This is a genomic window from Candidatus Woesearchaeota archaeon, from assembly GCA_018302225.1.
Classification (GTDB): Archaea; Nanobdellota; Nanobdellia; order SCGC-AAA011-G17; family JAGVZY01; genus JAGVZY01.
On the sequence record JAGVZY010000003.1, the window covers coordinates 1 to 23,210 of the forward strand.

Annotated in this window: 19 protein-coding genes and 2 tRNA genes; 8 read left to right on the forward strand and 13 right to left on the reverse strand. The window is 27.5% G+C overall.

Annotated elements, in window-relative coordinates; translation table 11 throughout:
• Positions 1-166: transposase (locus J4403_00215; protein ID MBS3166616.1), on the forward strand; the 166-nt coding region annotated here is incomplete at its 5' end.
• A gap of 41 nt (positions 167-207) precedes the next feature.
• Here the strand turns inward: J4403_00215 and J4403_00220 are convergent.
• Positions 208-1,218 (reverse strand): glycosyltransferase family 4 protein, encoded by a 1,011-nt coding sequence (locus J4403_00220; protein ID MBS3166617.1) that lies wholly within the window; start codon positions 1,216-1,218, stop codon positions 208-210.
• 105 nt (positions 1,219-1,323) lie between these two features.
• On the opposite strand from J4403_00220, the gene J4403_00225 reads away from it, so the two are divergent.
• The 3 genes from J4403_00225 (at position 1,324) to J4403_00235 (ending at position 4,764) form a co-directional block, all read left to right on the forward strand.
• A tRNA-Val gene (locus J4403_00225) sits at positions 1,324-1,427 on the forward strand.
• 375 nt (positions 1,428-1,802) lie between these two features.
• Positions 1,803-4,013 (forward strand): hypothetical protein, encoded by a 2,211-nt coding sequence (locus tag J4403_00230; GenBank protein ID MBS3166618.1) that lies wholly within the window; start codon positions 1,803-1,805, stop codon positions 4,011-4,013.
• A gap of 118 nt (positions 4,014-4,131) precedes the next feature.
• Positions 4,132-4,764, forward strand: a complete 633-nt coding sequence (locus J4403_00235) for a hypothetical protein (protein MBS3166619.1) — start codon at positions 4,132-4,134, stop codon at positions 4,762-4,764.
• Between the two features lie 60 nt (positions 4,765-4,824).
• Here the strand turns inward: J4403_00235 and J4403_00240 are convergent.
• The 4 genes from J4403_00240 to J4403_00255 all read right to left on the reverse strand — a co-directional run bounded on the left by J4403_00240 (position 4,825) and on the right by J4403_00255 (position 7,025).
• A tRNA-Ser gene (locus tag J4403_00240) sits at positions 4,825-4,909 on the reverse strand.
• A 40-nt stretch (positions 4,910-4,949) separates the two neighbouring features.
• Positions 4,950-5,705: a hypothetical protein gene (locus J4403_00245; protein MBS3166620.1), complete on the reverse strand. Its 756-nt coding sequence runs from the start codon at positions 5,703-5,705 to the stop codon at positions 4,950-4,952.
• On the reverse strand, positions 5,702-6,466 hold the full coding sequence (locus tag J4403_00250) for a hypothetical protein (protein MBS3166621.1): 765 nt from the start codon (positions 6,464-6,466) through the stop codon (positions 5,702-5,704). Before J4403_00250 ends, J4403_00245 begins: the two co-directional genes overlap by 4 nt.
• On the reverse strand, positions 6,459-7,025 hold the full coding sequence (locus J4403_00255; GenBank protein ID MBS3166622.1) for a hypothetical protein: 567 nt from the start codon (positions 7,023-7,025) through the stop codon (positions 6,459-6,461). The genes J4403_00250 and J4403_00255 overlap by 8 nt, the downstream gene beginning before the upstream one ends.
• Before the next feature lie 78 nt (positions 7,026-7,103).
• Between J4403_00255 and J4403_00260 the strand changes: the two genes are divergently transcribed.
• The 3 genes from J4403_00260 to J4403_00270 are packed head-to-tail and all read left to right on the forward strand — an operon-like array spanning position 7,104 to position 10,457.
• Positions 7,104-8,486, forward strand: coding sequence for a B12-binding domain-containing radical SAM protein (locus tag J4403_00260; protein ID MBS3166623.1), 1,383 nt, complete (start codon positions 7,104-7,106; stop codon positions 8,484-8,486).
• A gap of 54 nt (positions 8,487-8,540) precedes the next feature.
• Positions 8,541-9,365: an FkbM family methyltransferase gene (locus J4403_00265; protein ID MBS3166624.1), complete on the forward strand. Its 825-nt coding sequence runs from the start codon at positions 8,541-8,543 to the stop codon at positions 9,363-9,365.
• A gap of 27 nt (positions 9,366-9,392) precedes the next feature.
• Positions 9,393-10,457: a radical SAM protein gene (locus J4403_00270; protein ID MBS3166625.1), complete on the forward strand. Its 1,065-nt coding sequence runs from the start codon at positions 9,393-9,395 to the stop codon at positions 10,455-10,457.
• Here the strand turns inward: J4403_00270 and J4403_00275 are convergent.
• From J4403_00275 to J4403_00285, 3 genes are all read right to left on the reverse strand, one after another.
• Positions 10,444-12,048, reverse strand: coding sequence for an oligosaccharide flippase family protein (locus tag J4403_00275; GenBank protein MBS3166626.1), 1,605 nt, complete (start codon positions 12,046-12,048; stop codon positions 10,444-10,446). The two genes, J4403_00270 and J4403_00275, sit on opposite strands and share 14 nt — an antisense overlap.
• Before the next feature lie 81 nt (positions 12,049-12,129).
• The gene (locus J4403_00280) at positions 12,130-14,430 is read right to left on the reverse strand and encodes a hypothetical protein (protein ID MBS3166627.1); all 2,301 of its coding nucleotides are present in this window, start codon (positions 14,428-14,430) and stop codon (positions 12,130-12,132) included.
• Between the two features lie 123 nt (positions 14,431-14,553).
• The gene (locus J4403_00285) at positions 14,554-15,234 is read right to left on the reverse strand and encodes a hypothetical protein (protein MBS3166628.1); all 681 of its coding nucleotides are present in this window, start codon (positions 15,232-15,234) and stop codon (positions 14,554-14,556) included.
• Between the two features lie 96 nt (positions 15,235-15,330).
• On the opposite strand from J4403_00285, the gene J4403_00290 reads away from it, so the two are divergent.
• Positions 15,331-16,998: a glycosyltransferase family 39 protein gene (locus J4403_00290; GenBank protein ID MBS3166629.1), complete on the forward strand. Its 1,668-nt coding sequence runs from the start codon at positions 15,331-15,333 to the stop codon at positions 16,996-16,998.
• 3 nt (positions 16,999-17,001) lie between these two features.
• Here the strand turns inward: J4403_00290 and J4403_00295 are convergent, their stop codons facing one another.
• The 5 genes from J4403_00295 to J4403_00315 are packed head-to-tail and all read right to left on the reverse strand — an operon-like array spanning position 17,002 to position 23,156.
• Positions 17,002-18,198: a glycosyltransferase family 4 protein gene (locus J4403_00295; protein ID MBS3166630.1), complete on the reverse strand. Its 1,197-nt coding sequence runs from the start codon at positions 18,196-18,198 to the stop codon at positions 17,002-17,004.
• 1 nt (position 18,199) lies between these two features.
• On the reverse strand, positions 18,200-19,912 hold the full coding sequence (locus J4403_00300) for a hypothetical protein (protein ID MBS3166631.1): 1,713 nt from the start codon (positions 19,910-19,912) through the stop codon (positions 18,200-18,202).
• Between the two features lie 24 nt (positions 19,913-19,936).
• On the reverse strand, positions 19,937-21,091 hold the full coding sequence (locus J4403_00305; GenBank protein ID MBS3166632.1) for a glycosyltransferase family 4 protein: 1,155 nt from the start codon (positions 21,089-21,091) through the stop codon (positions 19,937-19,939).
• Between the two features lie 5 nt (positions 21,092-21,096).
• The gene (locus J4403_00310) at positions 21,097-21,597 is read right to left on the reverse strand and encodes a dTDP-4-dehydrorhamnose 3,5-epimerase family protein (GenBank protein ID MBS3166633.1); all 501 of its coding nucleotides are present in this window, start codon (positions 21,595-21,597) and stop codon (positions 21,097-21,099) included.
• Positions 21,598-21,614: 17 nt separating this feature from the next.
• Positions 21,615-23,156, reverse strand: a complete 1,542-nt coding sequence (locus J4403_00315; protein MBS3166634.1) for a B12-binding domain-containing radical SAM protein — start codon at positions 23,154-23,156, stop codon at positions 21,615-21,617.
• Positions 23,157-23,210: the final 54 nt, after the last annotated feature.

Below are 23,210 nucleotides of genomic sequence, written 5' to 3' on the forward strand. Positions count from 1 at the left end.
TAAGGGAAGAAGCGCATATCTCTTTTTTAGAGCGCATCCTAAAGCTCGATTGAGATATCCAAATGGACATCTTTGGAGCAGAGGAAAATTTGCAGCATCGGTTGGATATTCAGACATTCCAACAACAATGTGTTATATTCAGCATCAAGAGACTAAACCTTTTTAGCTCTCTCATTGGAAACTCCACACTTTAGTGTGGAGAGGATGTCATTTTATTAACTCCAAATAAACTATTTTATACTCTTTAGCCATCCTTTGAAGCGAGAATTTATCCAAAAGCATGGCTCTTTCATTAGCCATTCTTTTATTAAACCCCTCATATTTTTCTCTTAATTCACAAATTTTGTTTCTAAAATCAGTTATATCTTCAAATTTGCATAGATAACCGGTCTTACCCTCTTCAACTATTTCAGGTATAGATGAACAATTAGTTGAAATTACCGGTTTACCGCAGGCTAAAGCTTCTAAAAGCACATAACCAAAGCCTTCTAAACGTGTAGGAAATAAAAGCGCATCACAATAGTTATAAGCTTCCAAAACATTCTTTAAGCCCACTTCTTTGATAGATTTGATATTATTACCTAATCCTTTGATTCTAACTTTTCTTAACCCAGGTACATAATATAATTCATACGCTTTTCCAAGATCTTTCATTATATTAGGTAACAAATCTACCCCTTTTCTATGGATCAGATTGCCTACAAATAAGAGCTTGAATTTAGAATTATCTAATTTAACTCCTTCTTTTTTGAATTTATCAAAATCTATCCCATAATAAATCATCTTAATTTTGTTTTCGATATTTAAATTTCCAAACCCCTGAATAATGTCTTTTTTTGTAGAATTACTTCCGGTTAAGATAATATCCGCACATTTTAGAGATTTTTTAATATTGGGTTTCAAAAAAATAGTATAATAAATTTGTTTATATAGAGGCAAGCTCTTGAAATATAATTCATTAAATACACTATGATGTAAAGTCACTATTAAGGGTTTATTAGCCTCTTTAAATGCCCAGCCATATTCTGCAACACTATGAATAATATCTGCATTAGTTTTAGAATTTAAAAGTTTCAACAACCAGGGGAAATGTTCTAAGTAATTTGATTTGCTTATTATCTCAGTTTCTATATTATGTTTTTTTAGTTCATCACTTAAAGTTTTAAAATAAACATCGGTTCCTGAACCGGCTTTTAAAATTTTAAAGATTATTTTCATATTTTCACTTTTTAGTTAGTAAACAAGTAAAACTTTTAAACCCATCTATATATTAAACTTTTAATTAAAATAATTATAGATTTAGTTAAAAAAACTTAATTTAATGGGCTTGTGGTCTAGTGGCTATGACTTTTCCTTGACGTGCTCTTTAATGCAATTAAAGAGTCTCAAAATGGAAAGGGTCGCAGGTTCGACTCCTGCCGAGCCCATTCAAACAAATTTTATTATAATCTATTTAAAACTCTTTAAATATCATTTAGTCTAACTTAAACCTTTTTTAAATATATATTAATTTACTTTAAAGTAACCATGCTTAAGTAATATCAAAAGATAAATAAACAAAAATTAAAAAATGCCCAAAAACCGCTTAAAATCAAATTTTAAGCAAAAAAATCATCCTTTTTAAAAGCCAACCTCACCAAAAACTATATAAACCCCACAATTTTTAATAATTTCAGCTATAAAGTATAAGACTCAAAGAGATTTGGATTCAAGAAAGATATGGGGTCTTGTGCTTAAAACACAATAAATCCCGTTTATAGGGAAAATATAATAAAAACACAAAACACGGAGGTGTTTTATAAATGAGAACTAAAAGAGTATTAAGAAAAATAGCTGCTCTTGCTACTGGCGTAGGTATGCTTGGAGCAACCATGACTGGAGCATTAGCAGTAGGAACCACATTAGCTGACTACCCAAGTCCATTCATAACAAGTGGTGTATTCAGTGGTTTAATTGTAGTTGGTTCTAAAGCGGCTGCAAGTGATACAATAGGTTCATCAACTATATTGTCTGATTTACAGACAAAAGCTGTAACTAAAGTATCAACAAGCGGTTCAATAAGTGTTTCTGGCGGTGTATCTGACCAAATACCACTTGGAGAATCAATTGCGCCCGCAAAATATATAGGAAACAGTTCTGTATTTGACCAGCAATTAGAGGACGATGATATAAACTCGATGCAAGACACAATTGTCAACTTCCAGAGCTCAGACTACGATGTTAGAGATATGTTAATATTAGGACAAAACAGTAAATATATTACTGTTGCAACATCTTTAGCAAATGCAGATGATGACTATAACACAGATGTATTCTTAGAGGTTGATAAAGACTCAATTAAGTATTATTATGTATTTGATGAGACAATACAACCAAACTTATCAACATCAAGTAACTCACTTAAGGTTAAATTCTTGGGAAAGACCTTAAAGATCGTTTCAGTTTCCGCTGATAGAGATGATAAATTCACAGCTTATGTTGGTGAAGAACATTTCTTAACTGTAGGACAAACTGCAACTGTTGAAGGTAAAGTTGTTACTTTGAAGAATGTAGGTTCTGGTGGAGACATAATGATAGATGTTGATGGCGTTGTAGATACATTATCATCTTCAACTACACAAACAATAAATGGGCTTGAAGTTACAAATGATAAAACATTCTACGATTCAAATAATGCGGCTGAAAGATCTGCTAATTTAATTGTTGGGAAAGATTCTCAAGCTTCATATGTTGACGGAGATGCTTATGTTGGAGAAAATACAGATAATCCAAATTGGGTCTGGAATATTAACAATTTAAATTCCAAAGCATCAACAACTGTATCTACAGCAGCAGAATTTTCAGGACCTTATATTGGAATTGAAAATGACTTTGCTTATGATGATAGTGAAGACAATGGACCCAGTGTTGGAAAATGTATAGAATTACCAAACAAATATCTTAGTATTTGTTTAGATAGCCTTTCTTTAGCAGATACAGACTATGCAACATACACTTTTAAATACACAAATTCCGCAGACTTAGATAATGCAATTGGAGTTACTTCTGCAGCCGCAGTTGAACTTTCAACTACAGCAAGTGAAGGATTTGTTATTGATGTAAGTGATATAATCGCTAATGGAACCCAAAACTCAGACATAAAGACAAATAAAATATGGTTATCTACCTATGATGACATTGCACATGCAAATGCTACCGACTTAGGTATCTATTATAAAGATATCAGCGACGGAAAAGTATACCTGGCAGGTTTTGTATCTAGTGGTGCAACAGGAATTGAATTAAACTACGGAAATACAAAATCATCTGATATGCAAATTGTTATAGAAAATGATACAGCTTATAGCGTATTTAACTTAACTGTAATGCCGTACGATTCAACCTATTTACCAACATATCAAGATAACATATCTATGTACTGGTCTACAACAAGCAATTTAATAACTAGCTTGGGTGGTACAGCAAGTTCAGAAGAAGCAGGTGAATTGGAATGGGAAGGAACTACATATACTACCATTGGAACTAAAGATGAAAATCACAGAACAATGTATGGTGTTATTGTGAAAAATCCAAAGAGCCATGGTGCAAGTGATGAAGTTGTCTTAAGTATACCTAAAGACCAAGTATTTGCTAACATTGCTATAAAAGGTTCTGCATCAACAACAAGTACATCTGGAGATTCTGTAACTATTAACAAAATCCCAGCAACTGTATCAGTACTTGACACAGAAGTAGCAAGCGCAAGTGCACAAAACTTAATTATAGTTGGTGGTCCAGCTGTAAACTCATTAGCAGCATCAGTTGCTAAGGTTGCAGTTAAAGACTTTATACCAAACGAAGCTATGATTAAATTAGTGGACAACGGTGCTAAAGTTGCTCTTTTAGTAGCAGGTTACGAAGCTGTTGACACAAGAAACGCAGCAGACGCATTAGCTACAGGCAAACTAGCTTCTATTAAGAAAGCAGATGCAGTAGTTAAAAGTACAGCACTTAGTCAATATACAGTAGCTTAAGAAAGGCTCTAAAGCCTTTTTTCTTTCTTTTTTCTTTCTTTTGCAACTAATTGGATATAGTTTTTAATTAAAATTTTAAAACAATAATTTTATAAACTTTCAATTTTTAATCTTAGTTATGAAAAATAATTATTTTATAATATTTATAATAATTTTGATATTAACTTTGCCTCTCTGTTTAGCCGGAGATACAATAAGTTTAGACTTTTCAGAGATTGTTAAAACAGGAAATAATTTATATACCCCTGTTAAAGAAGGGGACAGGATTGTTTTTCAATACGATAATAAAGAAAGAACAGTTTTAATAGGAGAGTTTAATACAAATTATAAAACAAATAAAACTTCTATAGACATAAATGTATATTCTTTTGAAAATACTACCACCCCTTTTTATGGTGTAATTATCCCAGGAAGCATAACAAAGTTAGATATTAATAAAGATGGAAAAAAAGATATTCAATTAGAAGTACTTCCAGTTTTAGATAAATCTATAAATCAGAAAGGTTATTTTTTAATCGATGAAGATGGAACTCCCAGCTTCATTTTAAGTGTTTCATTAAGCAATGAATCTTCATTAGACTTAGTAAAAATTATAAACAAAAATAATTTAAATATTAAACCTTTTGAAACTAAAACAAGTTTTTTTAAATCAAAATTACTTATTATGCCAATCATTTTTGTAGCTTTAATTATAACTGGTTATTTTATTTTAAGAAAACCAAAAAAGAATGAAATTGCAAAAGCAAATTAATTTCTAGTAACTTTTGTTTAATTTACTTATTTTAGACTTTTTTTCTAGAAAATTAAAGAACGCCGCGACTCGGATTTGAACCGAGAGGCCCACTGAAGGGCCGGGCTCTCAAGGCCCGTGCAATACCAGGTTATGCGATCGCGGCATATTTAATAAATTTTAAGCGCAATTTATAACTATTATGGTTATTTCTTAATCTCCCTCCAAGGATAAGGCCTATTTAATGTTAAATGTTTACATTTAATCCTTGTATCCGCATACAAATGAATTTTCTTATTATATAAATCTATACAAAAGAATCTATCATCAAATGCGCCCGTATTTTCATGTCTAAATTTTATTTCTTTTAAAATATCTCTATGAATAAGTATACATCCTAAACCACAAGAAACAATTTTCATAACTTTTGGATTATCCCAAAGTTCACTGTCTTCTATAGGTTTCATTGAAGGAAGTGTATTTTTATTTAATTTATCTTCAACTATTTTGTATACTAAAGGAATTAATTTGATCTCTCCATCAATATTATTATGATTAAAATAAACACCTGTAATTATTTTTTTCTCACTTTTAAGCATTTGTTCAATAATATCTTTTGGAGGAATAACATCTTGCTCTAAACTTAAAAAGTAATCATAATCTTCTTTAATTGTCTTTTGTGCAAGTATATTTCTTGAAGCAACAATTCTATCCATCGCACCTTCAAAATAAAGCCCTTTAATTGCGTTTAAACCTAATTCCTTGATTTTTTCAATATAAACTCCATTATCCTTAGAATTATCAACTAAAAGAACATCAAAATTCTTATAAGTTAAATTTTTTATACTTTCTGCATATTCTTTCAAACAATATTCTTTATGAAAAGAAGTAGGACACCCAACTAAAATCCTTGGAATATTTTTTTTATCTTCTTCAGAATTTTTATTTTTAACTAAATTCATTTTTTCTTTTCAGTATAACCTTCAGGCATGATATTTAATAAATCAAATAATAATCTATCAGAAGATCTAATTATACTCATCTCATCTACACCTTCAACTTTTATACAATTATCTTTTTTATATATTTTTTCTTCATTACTAATATCTAACCAAATAACTCCAATAGTTGAGGTTGCATTTTCACAAGTTACAACAGACACACCAATTGAATTGCCCTCTGGCTCAGAAATTACTGCACCAATAGTTAGAATATTGTAAATATTTGCTCCTCTGCCCAAGATTTTAGCTATTTCATGAGCGCCTATAACTGGTACAGAAGTAAAGTTAGGCTGTAAGGTTAAGTAAATGACCTCTTTGCTTAAAATCTCTTCTTTAATGCCTTTTTCTACACTTATATTTTCTACTTCTTTAGGACCGTTTCTAAAACTAACTAAATAAGGCTCATTATTTATAGTTACTAATGTACTATAACCATATTCTGCTTTATTTATCAAAAATCCATTATAAGAATAACTTTTATTATCTGAATTACCTATTTTAAATGCAAAAAAAAGGATTATTGCGCAAATAATTATTCCTATAACTATCCAAAAAATATTAGAAAATTTTTCAGAGCCTTTCTCACCTTTTTCTTCTAAACTCTCTTCAATTCTTTCTTTAAGCGCTTCTTTTTCTATCTGCTCTTTAAAATGGTAATTAAGTTCTTGAACTTTAGTATCATTAAGATTTTCTATTTCAATTGTTTCATTATCTTCAGACATATAAAACCTCAATTAAAATTTTATCAACTAATATCTTACTATCATTTTCAGTATCTGCATAAATATATAAACAACTTCCCTCAAGTTTAAAACTCTTTAAACCTTCCTTAAATAATATTACGAGATAATTACTGTTTTGGCAATTAATTAAAGGAATATCCTTTTCCATAGCCGTAGTTTTATCATCTGATGCAGGAACTACTTTTAAGAAACTATTAAAATAATTATATAATTTACTTGCAGATTGAGCTTGCATAGAATTATTATAATCTAAATTAAAATAAACCTTTTGAGAAGATTTTAAATTGTTTATAAAATTTTTCTGTTCAGAGGTAAAATTAACATTATCAAATAAAGAGGGACTATAATTCAGATAAAAATTAGTGCCTTGAAGTATCCAATTTTCACCACCTACTTCTTGATTTTTCACAAATCTTAACTCTCCATATTTTACAGTTTCACTTCCACCATTTCTATTTAAAGCAAACTCTAAAACACTAAAACTCATTATAAACACTACAAAAAGTGCGATTATTATTCGACTAAACTTCTTATTCATTTAATTATCTAGGATTCTGTTTTTTTATAAAACTTTCTCTACCAAATCTTTATAAAATCAGGCCTTATAGTTAATTTGATGAAGATATTATTTATTTATCCACAACCCCCTTTTAAAGAGGGCAAGGAAAGGTTATTTAACCAAGGTATAGCTTATTTATCAGCAGTTTTAAAGAAAAATAATCATAATGCTAGCTTAATTACTATTTATTCTTCAGAAGATGTATCAGATATTATTGACTCTAAAATAAACGAATTTAAACCTGATTTAATAGGTATTTCTTCGACAACTGACCAAATAGACCTATCTAAAAAGATAATTAGTTATATTCATTCTAAATTTAAAATACCTATCGTGTTAGGCGGAGTGCATCCCACAATTGCACCCTTGGAATGTATTGGTATTAGAGGTACTTTAGGAATATGCATTGGCGAAGGAGAATATGCCTTTCTTGAATTAGTAAATGCACTAGAAAAAAAGCAAGATTATCTAAGAATTCAAAATTTCTGGTTTAAAAAAGGAAAAAGAATAATAAAAAATCCTGTTAGAAACCTAATTCAAAATTTAGATGAGTTACCTTTTCCAGACAGAGAAATTTTTGATTATGAAGACTTATTAGAGAATTCTCACTATGGTATAGAGTTTATGGGCAGTAGAGGTTGTCCATATCAATGTACTTATTGTATAAATCATACTTTACAAAAAATTTACAAAAATAAAGGAAATTTTGTAAGGTATAGAAATGTAGATAATTTTATTAAAGAAATAAAAGAAGTTACTTCAAAATATAAAAACTATAAATTTCTAACTTTTCATGATGATACCTTTACTTTAAATAAATCTTGGTTAAAAGAATTTTGTGAAAAATATTCTAAAGAAATAAATATTCCTTTTAGGTGTAATATTCGTGCAGACCTAGTTGATAAAGAGATAATTGAGCTTCTAAAAAAAGCAAATTGTTCACAAGTTTGGATTGGAGTTGAATCTGGAAATGAAAAATTAAGGAATAAAGTTCTCAAAAAAAGATTAACAAACGAATCAATCATTAAGACCTTTAAATTAGCAAAAGAAGCAGGAATAAAGACTATGGCTTTTAATATGGTTGGTTTACCTTATGAAACTGAACCTCAAATTAAAGAAACTTTAGAATTTAGCAAACAAATAGATACAGATTTAAAAGCTGTAAATGTTTTCAGACCTTATCCTGGAACAGAACTATATAAACTTTGTAAAAAGAAAGGTTGGATAAGTAAAAGAAAAGTTAAGGGATACTATGAAGATTCCATTTTAGATCAACCTTCAATTTCAAAAGAAAAAGTAAACTATTATAAAGAATTATTTTATCCATATGTTTCAAATTCAAAGTATCTAAAAATTATTAAACCTTTAATAAAATTAAGATTTGGAAAATCAAGTTTATATTCAAAATTAAAAAAAGCAAAAAATAAATTAAATAAATAATAGAACAAATATTTAAACCATAAGTTTATAAAATAATCGAGAATATTAAAAAATATGAATTCAATTATTAGGCCTCTTTTAAGAGGTATATTTAAATTTGGAAAGGGCGCATGTTTACTTTTCAAGCCGTTAGAAAATTTAAAAATAGCTCAAAAGATAAGAATAAAACTGTTAAAGCTATTAAGAGTTAAAGAAATAATTATTTTTGGAAATAGATTTATTTTAGATAAAAATGATTCTTTGAAACTTTCGATAGATAAATTTTATGAGCCAAGAGAAACTAAAAAGATTTTAAAGCTAATAAAACCTGGCGACATAGTCATTGATATTGGTGCAAATATTGGTTATTATACCTTAATTTTTGCAAAATTAGTGGGAACTAAAGGAAAGGTTTATGCCTTTGAGCCAGATAGAACTAATTTTGAATTGTTAAGTAAGAATATCATTTTAAATAATTATAAAAACACAATATTAATTAACAAAGCTTTATCAGATAAAGAAGAACCAATTAATTTTTATTTAAATCCTTTAAATACAGCAAATCATAAAATTTACTCTGGAGGAAAGGATATTAAAACTACTGTAATATGTACAACACTTAATAAATTTTTTAAAAATAAACCCAAAAAGATTTCCTTTGTTAAAATAGATGTCGAAGGTGCAGAAGGCAAGGTTATAGCTGGAATGAATAGATTAATCGAGGATGGAAAAATAGAAAAAATGATGCTAGAGTTCATACCTTCTTTCATATCTAAAATAGGTACAGATCCAAGAGAAATGATGAATTATTTAAACAAATATTTTAATATTACTTGCCTAAATAAACTAAATAAAAAAAATAAAATTGACAACAGAAATTTATTGTTAATTAAAAAATAAATTTGAATATAAAAATAATTAAATAAAATGCAAATTACAAAAAGATATTGGATACATGTAGGTAACAGATGTAATTTGAAATGTAAATTTTGTTACTATCAAGACTCCTTACATCAAGAAAATAATAAAACTACTACAGAAATAAAAAAAGAACTTAGGTTTATTAAATATTTTTGGAGAAAAAATAGGGTGGACTTCACAGGTGGAGAGCCAACTATAAGATCAGATCTCCCAGATTTAATTAAATATGCTAGAAAAATAGGTTTTAAACAAGTGGGAATTATTACTAATGGGCTACTACTCTCAAACGAAAATTATTTTAAAAAGTTAATTGAAGCAGGCTTAGACGACGTTTTATTTTCAATAGAATCTCCTTCTGCAGAGAAGCATGATGCTCTAACTTGTGTAAAAGGGAGTTTTAGCAAATTGATTAACGGAATAGAAAATGCCAAAAAATTAAATTTGGGTTTCAGAATAAATATAACTATAACTAAACAAAATTATAAGGACTTACCTGAATTAGCAAGATTTCTATTAAAGTTCAAACCTAAAGTAGTTAACATAATTTCATTTAATCCTGTAGAAGATGCCGAGTTTCATTCAGAAGATATGATGGCTAGTTTTTCAGAAGTTGCACCTTATATAAAACAAACTATTAATATTTTAAAGGATCATACTAAGCAGATTAATGTAAGATATATTCCATTTTGTTTTATGAAAGGATATGAAAAATACATCTGCAATAAATACCAACAAAAATATGATACTTATGAGGCTGACTTAATTTTAAGAGAATGGCTATGGGTTGGCCCATTTTTAACAGTTTACCATATTCTCAAAGGAATAATAAGATTATCTCTTAAACAGCTCTTAACTCAAAGCTTATACTCTTCATTTTATGATGGAATCTTAAAAAGTTATCAAAAATTTCACAGAAAAAGTCAAGAATGTAAAAAATGCAATTGTAATAATATTTGCTTAGGTTTAACTCAAAAATATGCAGAAGTTTACGGAGTTAAAGAATTAAAGGCGCTTTCAGGAAAAATTACTTTAAATCCTTTGGAATTTAGAAAAAATATTAAATATCCTTAGGCTTAAAAAAGAATTTTGTTAAAAAAGATAATTTTAATTTAGTTTTCTCTCGTATAATTTTTATTATCATTAAATCATCTTCTTCAAAAGATTTTGTAACTATAATCATTATAATATAAAATAAACCTAAAATACCCATGGAAATTAATAAGCTAATTAGTCTATTATAAAAATCTTTATTTAATAATTCCCCAATTAATTTGATTGTAGGTAAAATTAATCTTTCAATTGCTGGAATAAATAATATTCCAAAAATTAATGTAACTAAAATACTAAATATTATTTTGATATATACTTTTTTAAATGGATTAATTTTGAGATAATAGTAAGATTGCGCCCCATATAATAAGGCTATTAAGATTAAAGAAAATCCGGTGGATATAGCTGCGCCAGTTAAACCATATAATGGTATAAGCTTATAATTTAAGATAATAGTGGATACACTACCAATAACTAAATCTAAGAATAATAACTTAGTTTTTTTTAATATAATTAACATAAAGCTTGAGCAAATCATTAAATAGTGTATAAAGTAACTTACCCCCAGTATAACAAATGCTAACCAGCCAATTGAATACTCTTGAATAAATAAAATATCTATTATTCTTCGAGAAAATAAAATAATCATTAATAAAATAAATAAATTAGGAATTAATATCCATTTAGTTATAGTTTTAGTTATAGCCTTTAAATTTTCTACTTTATTTTCAATATAAAATCCTGAAGCAATAGGCATAAAAATTATTGTAAGTGCATAAGGAATAATATAAGTTAAATGCGCAAGAGGAATTACTGCTTTATAAACTCCTACTTCCAAAGCATTCTTAAAATAAGCTAACATAAAACCATCAACCCAAAATATTAAAGAGGTTAACAAACTAACAAAAACCAAAGGTGCTGAAAAAGAAGTAATCTCTTTTGTTAATTTATCTAAAATAATTTTATGCTGAATAAAAGGAAATATTTTAAATTCTATAAAATAAAATAATATTAATAAGGTAATAAATAATGAAGCAACATAAGCCATACTTAAGCCAAATATACCGAGACCTAAAGACAATGCAACTAAAGTAAACCCTATTTGACAAAGATTAAGTATTAAATTTTTAGAATAAACTTCGTATTCTACTTTTTGAAAAGCTTTTACTATACCTAAAAATAAATTAATTAATGCATTTAATGGAATGCCTATAGCAATTATCTTAAGCACAATATTCATTTTTAAATTATGAAATAAATTATATGCTAAAACTTCAGAATATCTAAATAATAAAACCCCAAAAAAGAAACTTAAACAAAAAGTCACAAATGTAGAATAAGCAATCATTTTCATAACTTCTTTATTATTTTTTTTAAGATATTGAGGAATATATTTAGCTAATGCAGTATCCAATCCTAAAATTGCAATTGCAGTTAAAAATGTTAAAGAATCTATACCTAAAGAAAGCAAACCATATTGCGTTGCTCCACCCCATCTAGTTAAGATTAACAAATAAATTAAACCAAAAATTTTAGATAGAATTATACCTATAAATACTAATCCTGCACCTTTTACAATTTTTCTAACTGAAAAATTAAACTCTTCTTCCATACAATAAACCATTTAAAAATACTTTATAAACTTATTGCAAGGAATTAATAAAAAAAGAAAGAAAAAAAAGAGGTTTAACCTCTATTTCTTTTTACCAAATACAAAGTAGCCTATCACTAACAAGGCGATTACAACTAATGCAATCCATAGCCATATCAATGATGTTCCTTCTCCAGTTTCTCCCGCGCCACCACTTACTTTTTCAGTAGTTGAACCTCTACTAGTTTCTTCAGTTGTTTTAACTGCTGGTTGAGCTAATTTATCAATCTTAACATCAGCCTTACCATTAGTTATGCTGTTTAATGTAACCTTTATGTCTTTAACACTATCAGCATTCATATCAACTTCTTTAGATTCTCCAATAGTTAATTCTACTTCAACAGGTGCGGAAGCAATAACTATTACAGCTTTACTTGCCGAAATTGTCTTGAATGTTACAGTGTGTTTTGTTGTTTTATCTAATGTAAAGGTTTTTACAGCACCTTGTGTTCCTGATATACTTGCTGAAGTTACTGTTGCTGATGATAAATCGACATCATAAGTAACTGCACCACTAATTCCTCCCCCGCTTGATCCTCCCCCACTACCACTACTTGTTGTTGAAGCATAAGATACATGGAAATCTTCAGTTGTAGTAGCTGAATGTGATTTAGCATTACCTACAGCATCGGTTGCAGTACATGTTAAACTATATGTTCCAGCTTCATTAGTCTCTGTTCCACTAAATGTTGCATCTGTGCCTGTTTTTGAAACTGTTGTTCCAGATGGCTTTGTAAGTACCCATGCATATGTTAATCCGCCAGAGGCTGCATCTGTAGAACTACAAGAATAACTTATCGAACCAGAGGTACTTATTGATGTAGTCGTTGGAACAGTTAATACGGGCTCGGTTGGTGTAGTTCCATCAATAGTATACTGATAACTACCGATCACATAATATCCCCCACTATTATTTCCTACAACTGCAAAGTATACAACATTGGTATCATTGCCTGGGAAAGTCATAGTGGCCGTATACTCTGATGTATTAATACTAGATGTTACTATTGAACCCACATTATTCATAGCAATTTCTCCTTCAACGTTAGTCATAACTCCATTTTCACCCACGGTTACAGCACCGGTTGTATTATAAAATAATACCGCTGAAATTATTGGTCTAACTTCTTGAACATTAAAAGATGCATCAAATGTGTGTGTTCCCGTTAGAGGTAAGTACTTATCTGACCCTGTTGGATTAGTAACCTTATAGTCTACACCATCTACAGTATTTGTTACATTTATATTACTAATAGTTGCTATATCTGTAGAAGATACATTAAAGGCAAATGCATTTGAAACAGCATCATAAGTATCATTTACTGTAACTTCATTACCTAAAGTATCATTCGTAAATATAACAAATGTAACCATATTTCCATCAGTTACTTCAGACGCACTAAATGTTGCACTATACATATATGGAGAAGCGAAATCTGAAGTTATCATAGGCTTTAAAATAGTATTTGTACCAAATACAGTCGCATTAATACCTCCTATATATTCTGAATTATTATAATAGATCCATACATTTCCTGGATTTATATCTAAGACAGTTGCTCTTACAGTTATTGGCCCATATCTTAATGTGCTTTGATTACCTGGTGAAACTGTTAAGTTTAACTGACCAGTCACATTAGATATTGTAGTATTTCCATCACTAACATTAATATCCGTAATTGTAGGAGCCCACCCATCAACACCTAATGAAATTGTATGATTCATTCCAGAAATTTCATTATATGTATCGTTATTTGATGTACTTATTTCAAATGTATTCAGAGCTATAGACTCATAATTATTTACTGTGGTCATATTTACTAAAATAGATATAGTTGTATTTTGACTTGTTCCACCACTAGCACTTAAATTACTTCTTATATCTAAGACACCACAATCAATACCTGCACCGGTTTTATTATAACAGAACCAATTCGCTGCAGTTCCAAAAAGATCCCTTACGAATAAAGAATCATTAGCCGTGTTTATTGGTGCATCAAAAAATTGAGTATCGTCTTCACCAGAAACACGCATTGTTCCATTAGTTTCAGTAATTATTAAAGAATTATTTAAGGAAATAAATCCCTCAAATGTATAATTTCCTGCTGGCCAAGATATATTAATATAACTTATACTATCATAAACTCCACCCGTTTCTGTATAAAATATTGTAAAATTAAAAGTCTCTGTTACTGCACCCTTTGTCCAATTATCATAACTATCTGATCCATTTTGAGCTAAAATATTTGTATTTGTTGTATCAACCTCACCAACAACAAAATAAACACTTAACAATAGAAGTAAACTCAAAACACTCGTATATAAAATTCTTTTATTCACCATTTCAACACCTCTCCATAGGTTTTATATTATTTTTTATAATATAATACATTTGAATTACTTATTTACTAAGTAATATATAAACTTTTTTGCTTATTTAAAATTAAATTAAAGTTTATTTATCACTTAACAGTAAAAGTTTTCAAATGTATTTATTGCCAAGCCTTTATCTCTTGCTTCAAACATATATCCACTCGAATACCAATTATAATATTCCATATTTGGGTATCCTGTAGCTAAGCATCTAAGATAAATTAAGTTACCCTCGCATTTATCTTCTTCAGTACATTTAATCTTTTGAGCAATCTTTATTTTTTCTTTAGTTTTACTTATCCAATTTTCATACTCAAGTGAACTTAATCTAAAGATTCTAATGTGACTTAAATTAAATTCTCTATCTTTATAATCATAATTAATACTATTAAACGGGTCAAAACCATAGAATTGAGCACCTAATCTATCAAAGAAATATCCATCATCTAAATTATATTCATAATTATACCATCCACCTTCTTTAAGTTCAACAGAATTCTTTTTAAATAAATCAATGATATCATCTTCTTTTAAGACACCTAAATTTATTTTTGGAGTAAAAGCAGTTACAACTTGATCATTAATATTTTCAATTTTAGGAGTAAATATATAATCGGTAGACTTTTCAATTACTTTAGCACTTTGTTGAGGATATATCAAAAACACAAAAAATACAAAAGAAATAATTATAGCATAAACTGCCCAACTATAATGGACTGATTTATTTGAAGATTTTAGATTTTTATCCTCTTTCAAACCTCTTTCTTTAATCATTCTTATAATTATAATGAACCCTTTTATATACTTTATTGTTTTTATGATTTATAGATACGCATAATCTTTATAAAATTGGTCAATTGAGCTTAAAATATGAAAAAAAATAATATCTTTACTATGTTTATACTTTTAATAGCTATCAAACTAATTTTCTCTTTATTTATTTCAACACCTGCTTCATTTAATGATTCTTATATATTTATTAAAATTGCCAGATCTATATTATTTCATGGAACTTTAACAATTCACACAATTTCTACACCATTTCCAATAATATATCCTTTAATTATTTCACCAACATTTATTTTCCATAATATGGCTATAGTTTTATTTCTAATTAAGTTCATAAATGCAATCATTTCATCTTTAGTAGTATTTCCTATCTATTTAATTTTGAAAAGATTTTTTGATGAAAAAGAAACATTTTATTTAACTATTTTAATCTCAATTTATCCTGCTTTGTTTATGTTTTCTTCTTTAGTCATGGCTGAGAATATACTTTATTTATTTTATATTTCTACTTTAGTTTTTGCATACTTATTTTTAGAGCAAAAAAAACTTAAATGGTTAATATTTACAATCTTTTTTTCTATTTTAGCAATACTTACAAAAGGTAATGCCCTATCATTAATCCCTTTAATTATATTTCTCTTAGCAGAATATAAAAAGAAATACTCTAAATGGATTATATCATTTTTAGTATTATTGGTAGGTTTAATTTTAGTCTATCCAAATATACTTCCAATCTCATTATTCTTTGGGACAGGATATTCTGCAACATTAAATAATTTTTCAAGAAATTTAATTCAAATTGGATTTTGGTCAAGATTTTTATTATATACGGGATTAGTTGCAGCATCAACCTTTTTTATTCCATTTATCTTATTTTTAATAACTCCTTTTACAAAAAAAGACAAAGAATATCAAAACCTTTTAAATTTATATAAAATAATTATTATTCCATTATTCTTTTTATTGATTATTGCCTGTAACAATACTTTAACTTATACAGGTACAGAAATATTCAAATTTTTACCTGGTAGACCTATTGCAAGATATTTAGAAATGATTGCTCCATTAATTTTAATTTTAGGATTTATTCAATTTAAAAGATATAGTCAAGATTTAAAAGCATTAAGCAAGCCAATTTTATATTTAATTATCCCATTATCTTTCTTAGCAAGTATATTAGTTTTATTCCCTATGTTTCCAACAAATAATATTTCTTTAAGTTATATAGGTGCAGTAAAAGTATTATTTGATTTTATTTTAACTAAACAAATTCTGACTTCACCATTGATAAATCTCTGGTTTATCCCCTTTTTTACAATATTATTCGTTCTATTTTGTATATTTATTTTGAAATATAAACAAAAATTAAAACTTTTTTTCATTCTATTCTTAATTACAAACTTATTTGCTTATGCGTTTATATTTTATAGTTCAGAACTTGTTTGGAGTAAAAATCCTTATATTGTTGCAGGAGATGAAATTTCTGATTTAATCGAAGAGGACTCAACTTTATTTATTAACGAAGCAGAATGTTTGAGAAAAATATCTAAAGAAGATTACTCTTCAATTTGTGAGCCCAGTAAATTATTTACACTTGTAGGTTTAAAAATAAACAATGAAATCATTATTACCTCTAAAGAGAATATTTTAAATTCAAAAATAAATAATTCTTATTTAATAACTAAACAAGAAGAAAATTTAACCTTGGTAAAAAAAGTTCAACCCGATTTAAATTTATATATTTTATAATTTTTAAAAAATTTCATCAAATTTATTAGAAACATTTTCCCAAGAATATCTTGCTTTAATATACTCTCTCCCATTTTTAGCCAAAGATTTACTCTCTTCATAATTAGATAGCGCATAAATAATTGTCTCAGCTAATTTTTCAGAATTCTTTTGCTCAACTAATAGACCTGTTTTTCCATCTTTAATTATATCTGGTATCCCTCCAACATTACTTCCAATTACAGGAGTTTCTGATGCTAAAGCTTCAAGAAATACAACGCCCAACCCTTCTGTATCCCCACTTAAAGTTACTATTGAGGGCCCAACAAATAAATCTGCAGTAGCATAATATTCTGGAAGTTTATTATTAATAAGTTTATTAGCAAACAAAATATTTTTTTCTAATTTAACTTCTTTAACTAAATTCATTAATTTTTCTTTTTCAGGACCATCCCCAATAATAACCAATTTTAGTTTTGGAAATTTCTTAAGTACAATGGGCAAAGCTAAAATAAGATATTTTATACCTTTTTTTTCAGCAAGTCTTCCTACACTTAAAATAAACCTATCTTTAATTTCTAATTCTTTTTTAAGCTCATCTCTTTTTTTATTTGGATTAAAACGTTTAAGATCCACACCCATTGGAATTATTTTTATATCTTTTGAATTCCAAATTTTGCATATTTCGCTTTTAGTATAATTACTATTTGCTGTACAATAATCAGCATTTTTTAGTGTTAACTTTGCTAAATATCTAAATATTTTATTTTTTAAAGGAAATATATCTCCTGCATGAACAGTTACAACATAGGGCACCTTAAACACTTTTTTTACTAAATAGGCTGTAAATCCTTCTGGAAGTATCCAATGTGCGTGTATAACTTCAATCTTATCTTTTTTAACTCTATAAATTGTACTAAGTAATCCAGCTATAGATAAGAATGGAGGAAGAATTTTAGCAATAGTATATTTTTTCATATTTGGTAAAATTCCCCCGTCATAACAAAGTTTTTCTAATTTAGGAAAGAAATATCTAAATCTAAATACCCTAAGTCCACCCATGATTTCATTTACTTTTGCTTTATAATAATGAGGTACTAAAACTGTAATCTTATGCCCTTTTTTTGCAAGCAAAACAGATAAATCATAAACAAACTTTGGCTCAGTATCATCTTTCCATCTAGGAAAAGTCGTCGCAGTAACCAGTATTCTTTTTACCATTTTAATTTTTGCTTTTATTTAAATTATAAATATCATAAATTGCAGTTATATTCTTATTTTTTATTTGAATATACCCATTTGGTTCATAAGTCTCTTTAAATAATTTTATTTCATTATTAAATGATTCTATATCATTTTGTCCAACCAAAATATATCTTAATGTTCTATTTTCAGGCTTATAATAAGTAATATAATCATTTATTCCAGATTTTTTGTTGAATTGTTGAATAAATGCTTGTTCAAAGTAAGAATGATATAATCCATCGGAATTTCTAATATAATAAATAGAAATGCCATGTGGATAATAAGTTTCATTTTCTTGCAAAAGATTTAACATAGTTTCAGCAGTTATTTTTGCAGAATAACCATTAGTATCCAAATCACATTTATCACTTACTTTACACAATAAACTATTCTGCTCATAAAAATAAGGCGCTTGCATTATAGAAGTACAAAATCCTAAAACTATGCTTAAAATCATTAAAATTAAAAAAATAATTTTTGTTCTTTCTTTAAATAATTTAAATATAAAACTTTTTTCATTAAATAAATTATAAGTTATAAAAAAGATTATTCCAGGTACTAAAACAAAAAATACTCTCTGATATTTGAATGCACTAAAAAATAACAAACTAAATATACTAAAAACAAATAAACTCAAAATAAATATTTCATTTTTCTTTTTTTGATTTTTAAAGAAATATTTAATAAAACTATAACTTCCAATTAAACTAGCAATCAAAATAATTAAATCAATAATACTAAATCCTAAAATAAATCCATACAAATTTGAGAAAAATTCTTTGTTTATTCCAAAACTAGTAACTTCTGCATTTGTGGTTTTATACTTTGCAAGTATTGCAAAAAAGTTTCCAAAATTAAATTCTAATAATATCCAACACACAAACAAAAATATAATTACACTTAAACAAGAAATAATCAAAATAACCTTTAATTCCTGTTTTTCAAGGCTTTTAAACCTATCAGACAAACTTCCTCTAGATTCTAAAAAGAATTTTCTAATTGTAATTTTATATTTTAAACAGAATATCCAGAATGCAAATACAATAAAAATTAAATTTGGAAGTTTAGTCATAAATCCAAAAGCAAAAAATAAACTTGCTAAACAAAATAATAAAATCTCTTTCCATTTTTGTGTATATTCACTTTTGTAAAACAGCCACAAAAATAATAATCCTGTCCAAACAAAAACATAAGAAAATATATCTACATGTATCCAAGTGCTAAATTTTAATAAGACTGGAAAAAATGAAAAGAAAATTATAGAATAAATTGCAGAATATTTTTCTAATAATAAAATTGCAAGCAAACTTATAATCAATAAAGCAATTATTCCACCAATATATATAGGTAAATGACAATAAAAATCAGATTTTGCAAGTGCAGGACCAATTAAAATTTCTCGTCCAGGATAAAACATGGGTGCTTTCTGCATTTCAGTCACACCAGAAAAATCCTCTCCAGAAAGCCTACAGCCAGAAGCAATAATTATATTTCCTAATATAGGTTCTCCTTGTCCCAACAAACCAGGAAAAAGTGTATGTGGATAGAAATAAAGCAAGCCTGTAGGCAAAGTAGTCATATCATCTCCCCAGTAACCTACATCTTGATATCCATAGAGCCTTACAAATATTCCAAGTAAAAGTATTACAACAATAAAAATCCAAGTTTTTTTATCAAAATCTTTAAACATCATTCTTAAAACCTAAATCAGTTTTTAATTCTTTTTATTAATTAAATTCTCATAAACACTTTCAAATCTTTCACTTATCTTATCCCAACTATACTCTTCAGCCTTTTTTAAGTTAGTTTTAGAAATTTTTTCATAAAATTTAGAATCATCTAATAATTTAATTATCGCATTCTTCAAACCTTTAATATCACCATATTTAACAAATAAACCATTCTCAGAATCATTCATTTCATAAGGTATACCATTTACAGGACTAGCAATTATAGGCAATCCAGAAGCCATGGCTTCAAATAAAGTTAAAGGTAATCCTTCTCTATAGGAAGGTAACATATAAACATAAGCTGCTTGATACATCTCAATTATCTTATCCTTTCCTCTCAAAGCGCCAAAATATTTTATATTTTCTTGATCTTTAATAATTTCTTGAACTTCTTGTAATTTGCCTTCATCAGGTCCAATAAATGCAAAAAATACATCTTTTCTTTCTTTTACTAATTCTCTTGCAACTAAAGCTAGCTTTTCAGGACCTTTAGTAGGATTCAATCTTCCAAAAAATAGAATTATTTTTTTATCTTTAGGAATATTATTTTTTTCTTTAAATTTATTTTCTTTTAATTTTTTGAAAAATAAGTTATCCATACCGTTTGGAATCACAACAATTTTTTTCTCATCAACCCATTTTTTTAAAATTGGAATTTCCCAAGGTGTAATTGCAATAATTTTATCACATCTATCAAACGCCATTTTATTAAACAACTTATCATTCAAAAATAAAAATGGTTTCAAAATAAATGATCTATATTTATCAGTCCAAGGACAATGAGTTGTATGTATATGAGGAGTTTTAGTTTTTCTTGCAACTATGCCTGCAAGCAACACATGCAAATGTCCTGAAACATGAGAATGAATAACATCAAATTTTTGTTTTGAAAGTGTAGATAATAAACTTGGCCAAATCAAAGCAGATAAAGAAAGTCTTAAAATATATTTATGCCTATGAACATAAACTCCATTAATCACTTCTTCTTTTTTCTTAATTCTTTTATATTTATCAGAATCAGAACAAAAAACATGAACCTCATGCCCTGCTTTAACCTGCCTTTCTGCAAGTTCCTGCATTACTTGCTCTACTCCTCCAAAAGTTGGATAATAAAACATTCCAACATGTGCTATTTTCATAATAATTAGCCATCCTTTCTTGCCCAATTATAAGGCACGTCAAAACCTAAAACTTGTTTTTGTAAGTCTTTATCATGCGGATGAACTCTATATTCATCAGGTTTATTATAGTTATAGGGTTTAGTACAAACATTAATGATTATTGCTTTATCAGTTCCGACACCTTTGAAACCATGTAAAACATAAGGGGGTATTTGAACCAATAATTGATCTTTCTCACCAATAAACAATTCATTTACTTTTTTGTATGTTTTTGAGTTTTCACGTACATCAAATAAAACTAATTTTATCATACCTGAAACACAAACAAAATTATCTGTTTGCTCTTTATGATAATGCCATCCTTTTGTCACATCAGGGTAAACTTCAGTAGCATAAGTTTGTCCAAATCCTTTAAAAAAATCTTCATCACGCCTTAATATTTCCATTAAGTTACCTCTTTCATCAGGATTAACTCTTCTCTCTTTGATTATAACATTCTCTATTACTTTGCCATTCTTAATCATACTTTCAACAATTAAATTCATACTTGGTACCTCCTCTTATCATACCATATTTTAAATGATAAAGGTGTATTCCTATATATTGGCTTTGCTATTTTTTCTCTAAACATATCCATTATTTGAACTATTCTTCCAACCATTAAAGTGAAGATTTTAACTTTTTCATTAAAAGTTATCATTTTTTTATTTATCAAAATTTTTAAAATATTTCTCGGCATTATTCCTAATCTTGATTTTGTTACAACACCACGCATTAAATTTAAAATCAAAGTAAGATACATATTTTTCTTTTTTAATTTTATATGTTTAAATCTATCCCAATAATTTAAATTGGATGCAGAATCCTTTTCAGTTTTTATTATTCCATCTTGCTTTGCTTTTTCATATAATTCACTTCCTGTAAAAAATACTAAATTATTTACAGATAAAAAGAAAGGACTAGGAATTTTCATAATTAATTCAATTGAATCTAAAACATCTTGCCTATTTTCATATGGATTACAAGCAATAATGTCATACATAACAGTTAATTTATTTTTATATTTATTAATTATTCTCGCAGAGTTTAAAACCTGTTCTTTAGTTATATAACGCTTGTAAACTTCTTTATTGATTTTATCGCTTCCAGATTGTATTCCGATAATAATATCTGTTAAACCTGCCTCAACAAGCAATTTCATTTTTTCATCAGTTATGTTTGCAGGATCTCCAAGTATTTTAAATCTTAAACCCACTTCTTGTTTGTACCTTATTGAAAATTCTTTTATTTCATCTAAACTTCTAACAAAGAAAGTCTCATCTCTCAAATCAAAATATTTTAGAGTTTTAAATTTATTTTTTAAATAAACTAAATTTCTTATAACATAATCTATGCTATGTGCTCTAACAATTTTTCCAAGACCTTTCTGAATATCTTTTATTTTTTTATTTATACAATAAGTACATGCATGCGGACAACCTCTCTCAGTTTGAAAGAAAATCATCCCATTTAAGTCTTCTTCTTTAAATTTTCTCAAGTTCTCCCCATCAAGAAGATAGTGTTCATTTAAACTAAAATCTGCAAAAGGAAGCTTATCCAAATTCTCTTCTAAAGGTCTTAAAACGTTTTTTATAACAATATCTCCTTTATTAATCCAGAGGTTTTTTATCTTAGCAATTTCTTTAGGTTCTTGTTTTTCTTTTATTGCTCTTGCAAGTTCATAGATTGCTTCTTCACCTTCACCAACACAAACATAATTTACATAAGGTATACAAGATTCAGGACTAATTGTTGCATGAACTCCTCCCCAAATTAAAGGTACATTTAACCTCTTCAAATTTTTTATAACTTGTATTGCTCTTTTTGAAGTGGAAGCCATAGAACTTATACCTATTAAATTACAATCTTTACATAAATTTAAGATTTGCAAAATTATTTTTTTGGAATATAGTTTAGAATAATCCTCAACATAAGGTAAGAAAATCATTTTAGTCTCAAAACCTTTTTCTTTTAAGTAAGAAGAAACAGTTCTTAAACCCTGATCACCAGGATAAGTATTTGTTGAAATAAGTGCAATTTTCATACTTCTTTCTAAACCCCATTTAAATGCTTTAAAGGGTATAAAACCTTGTTTAAT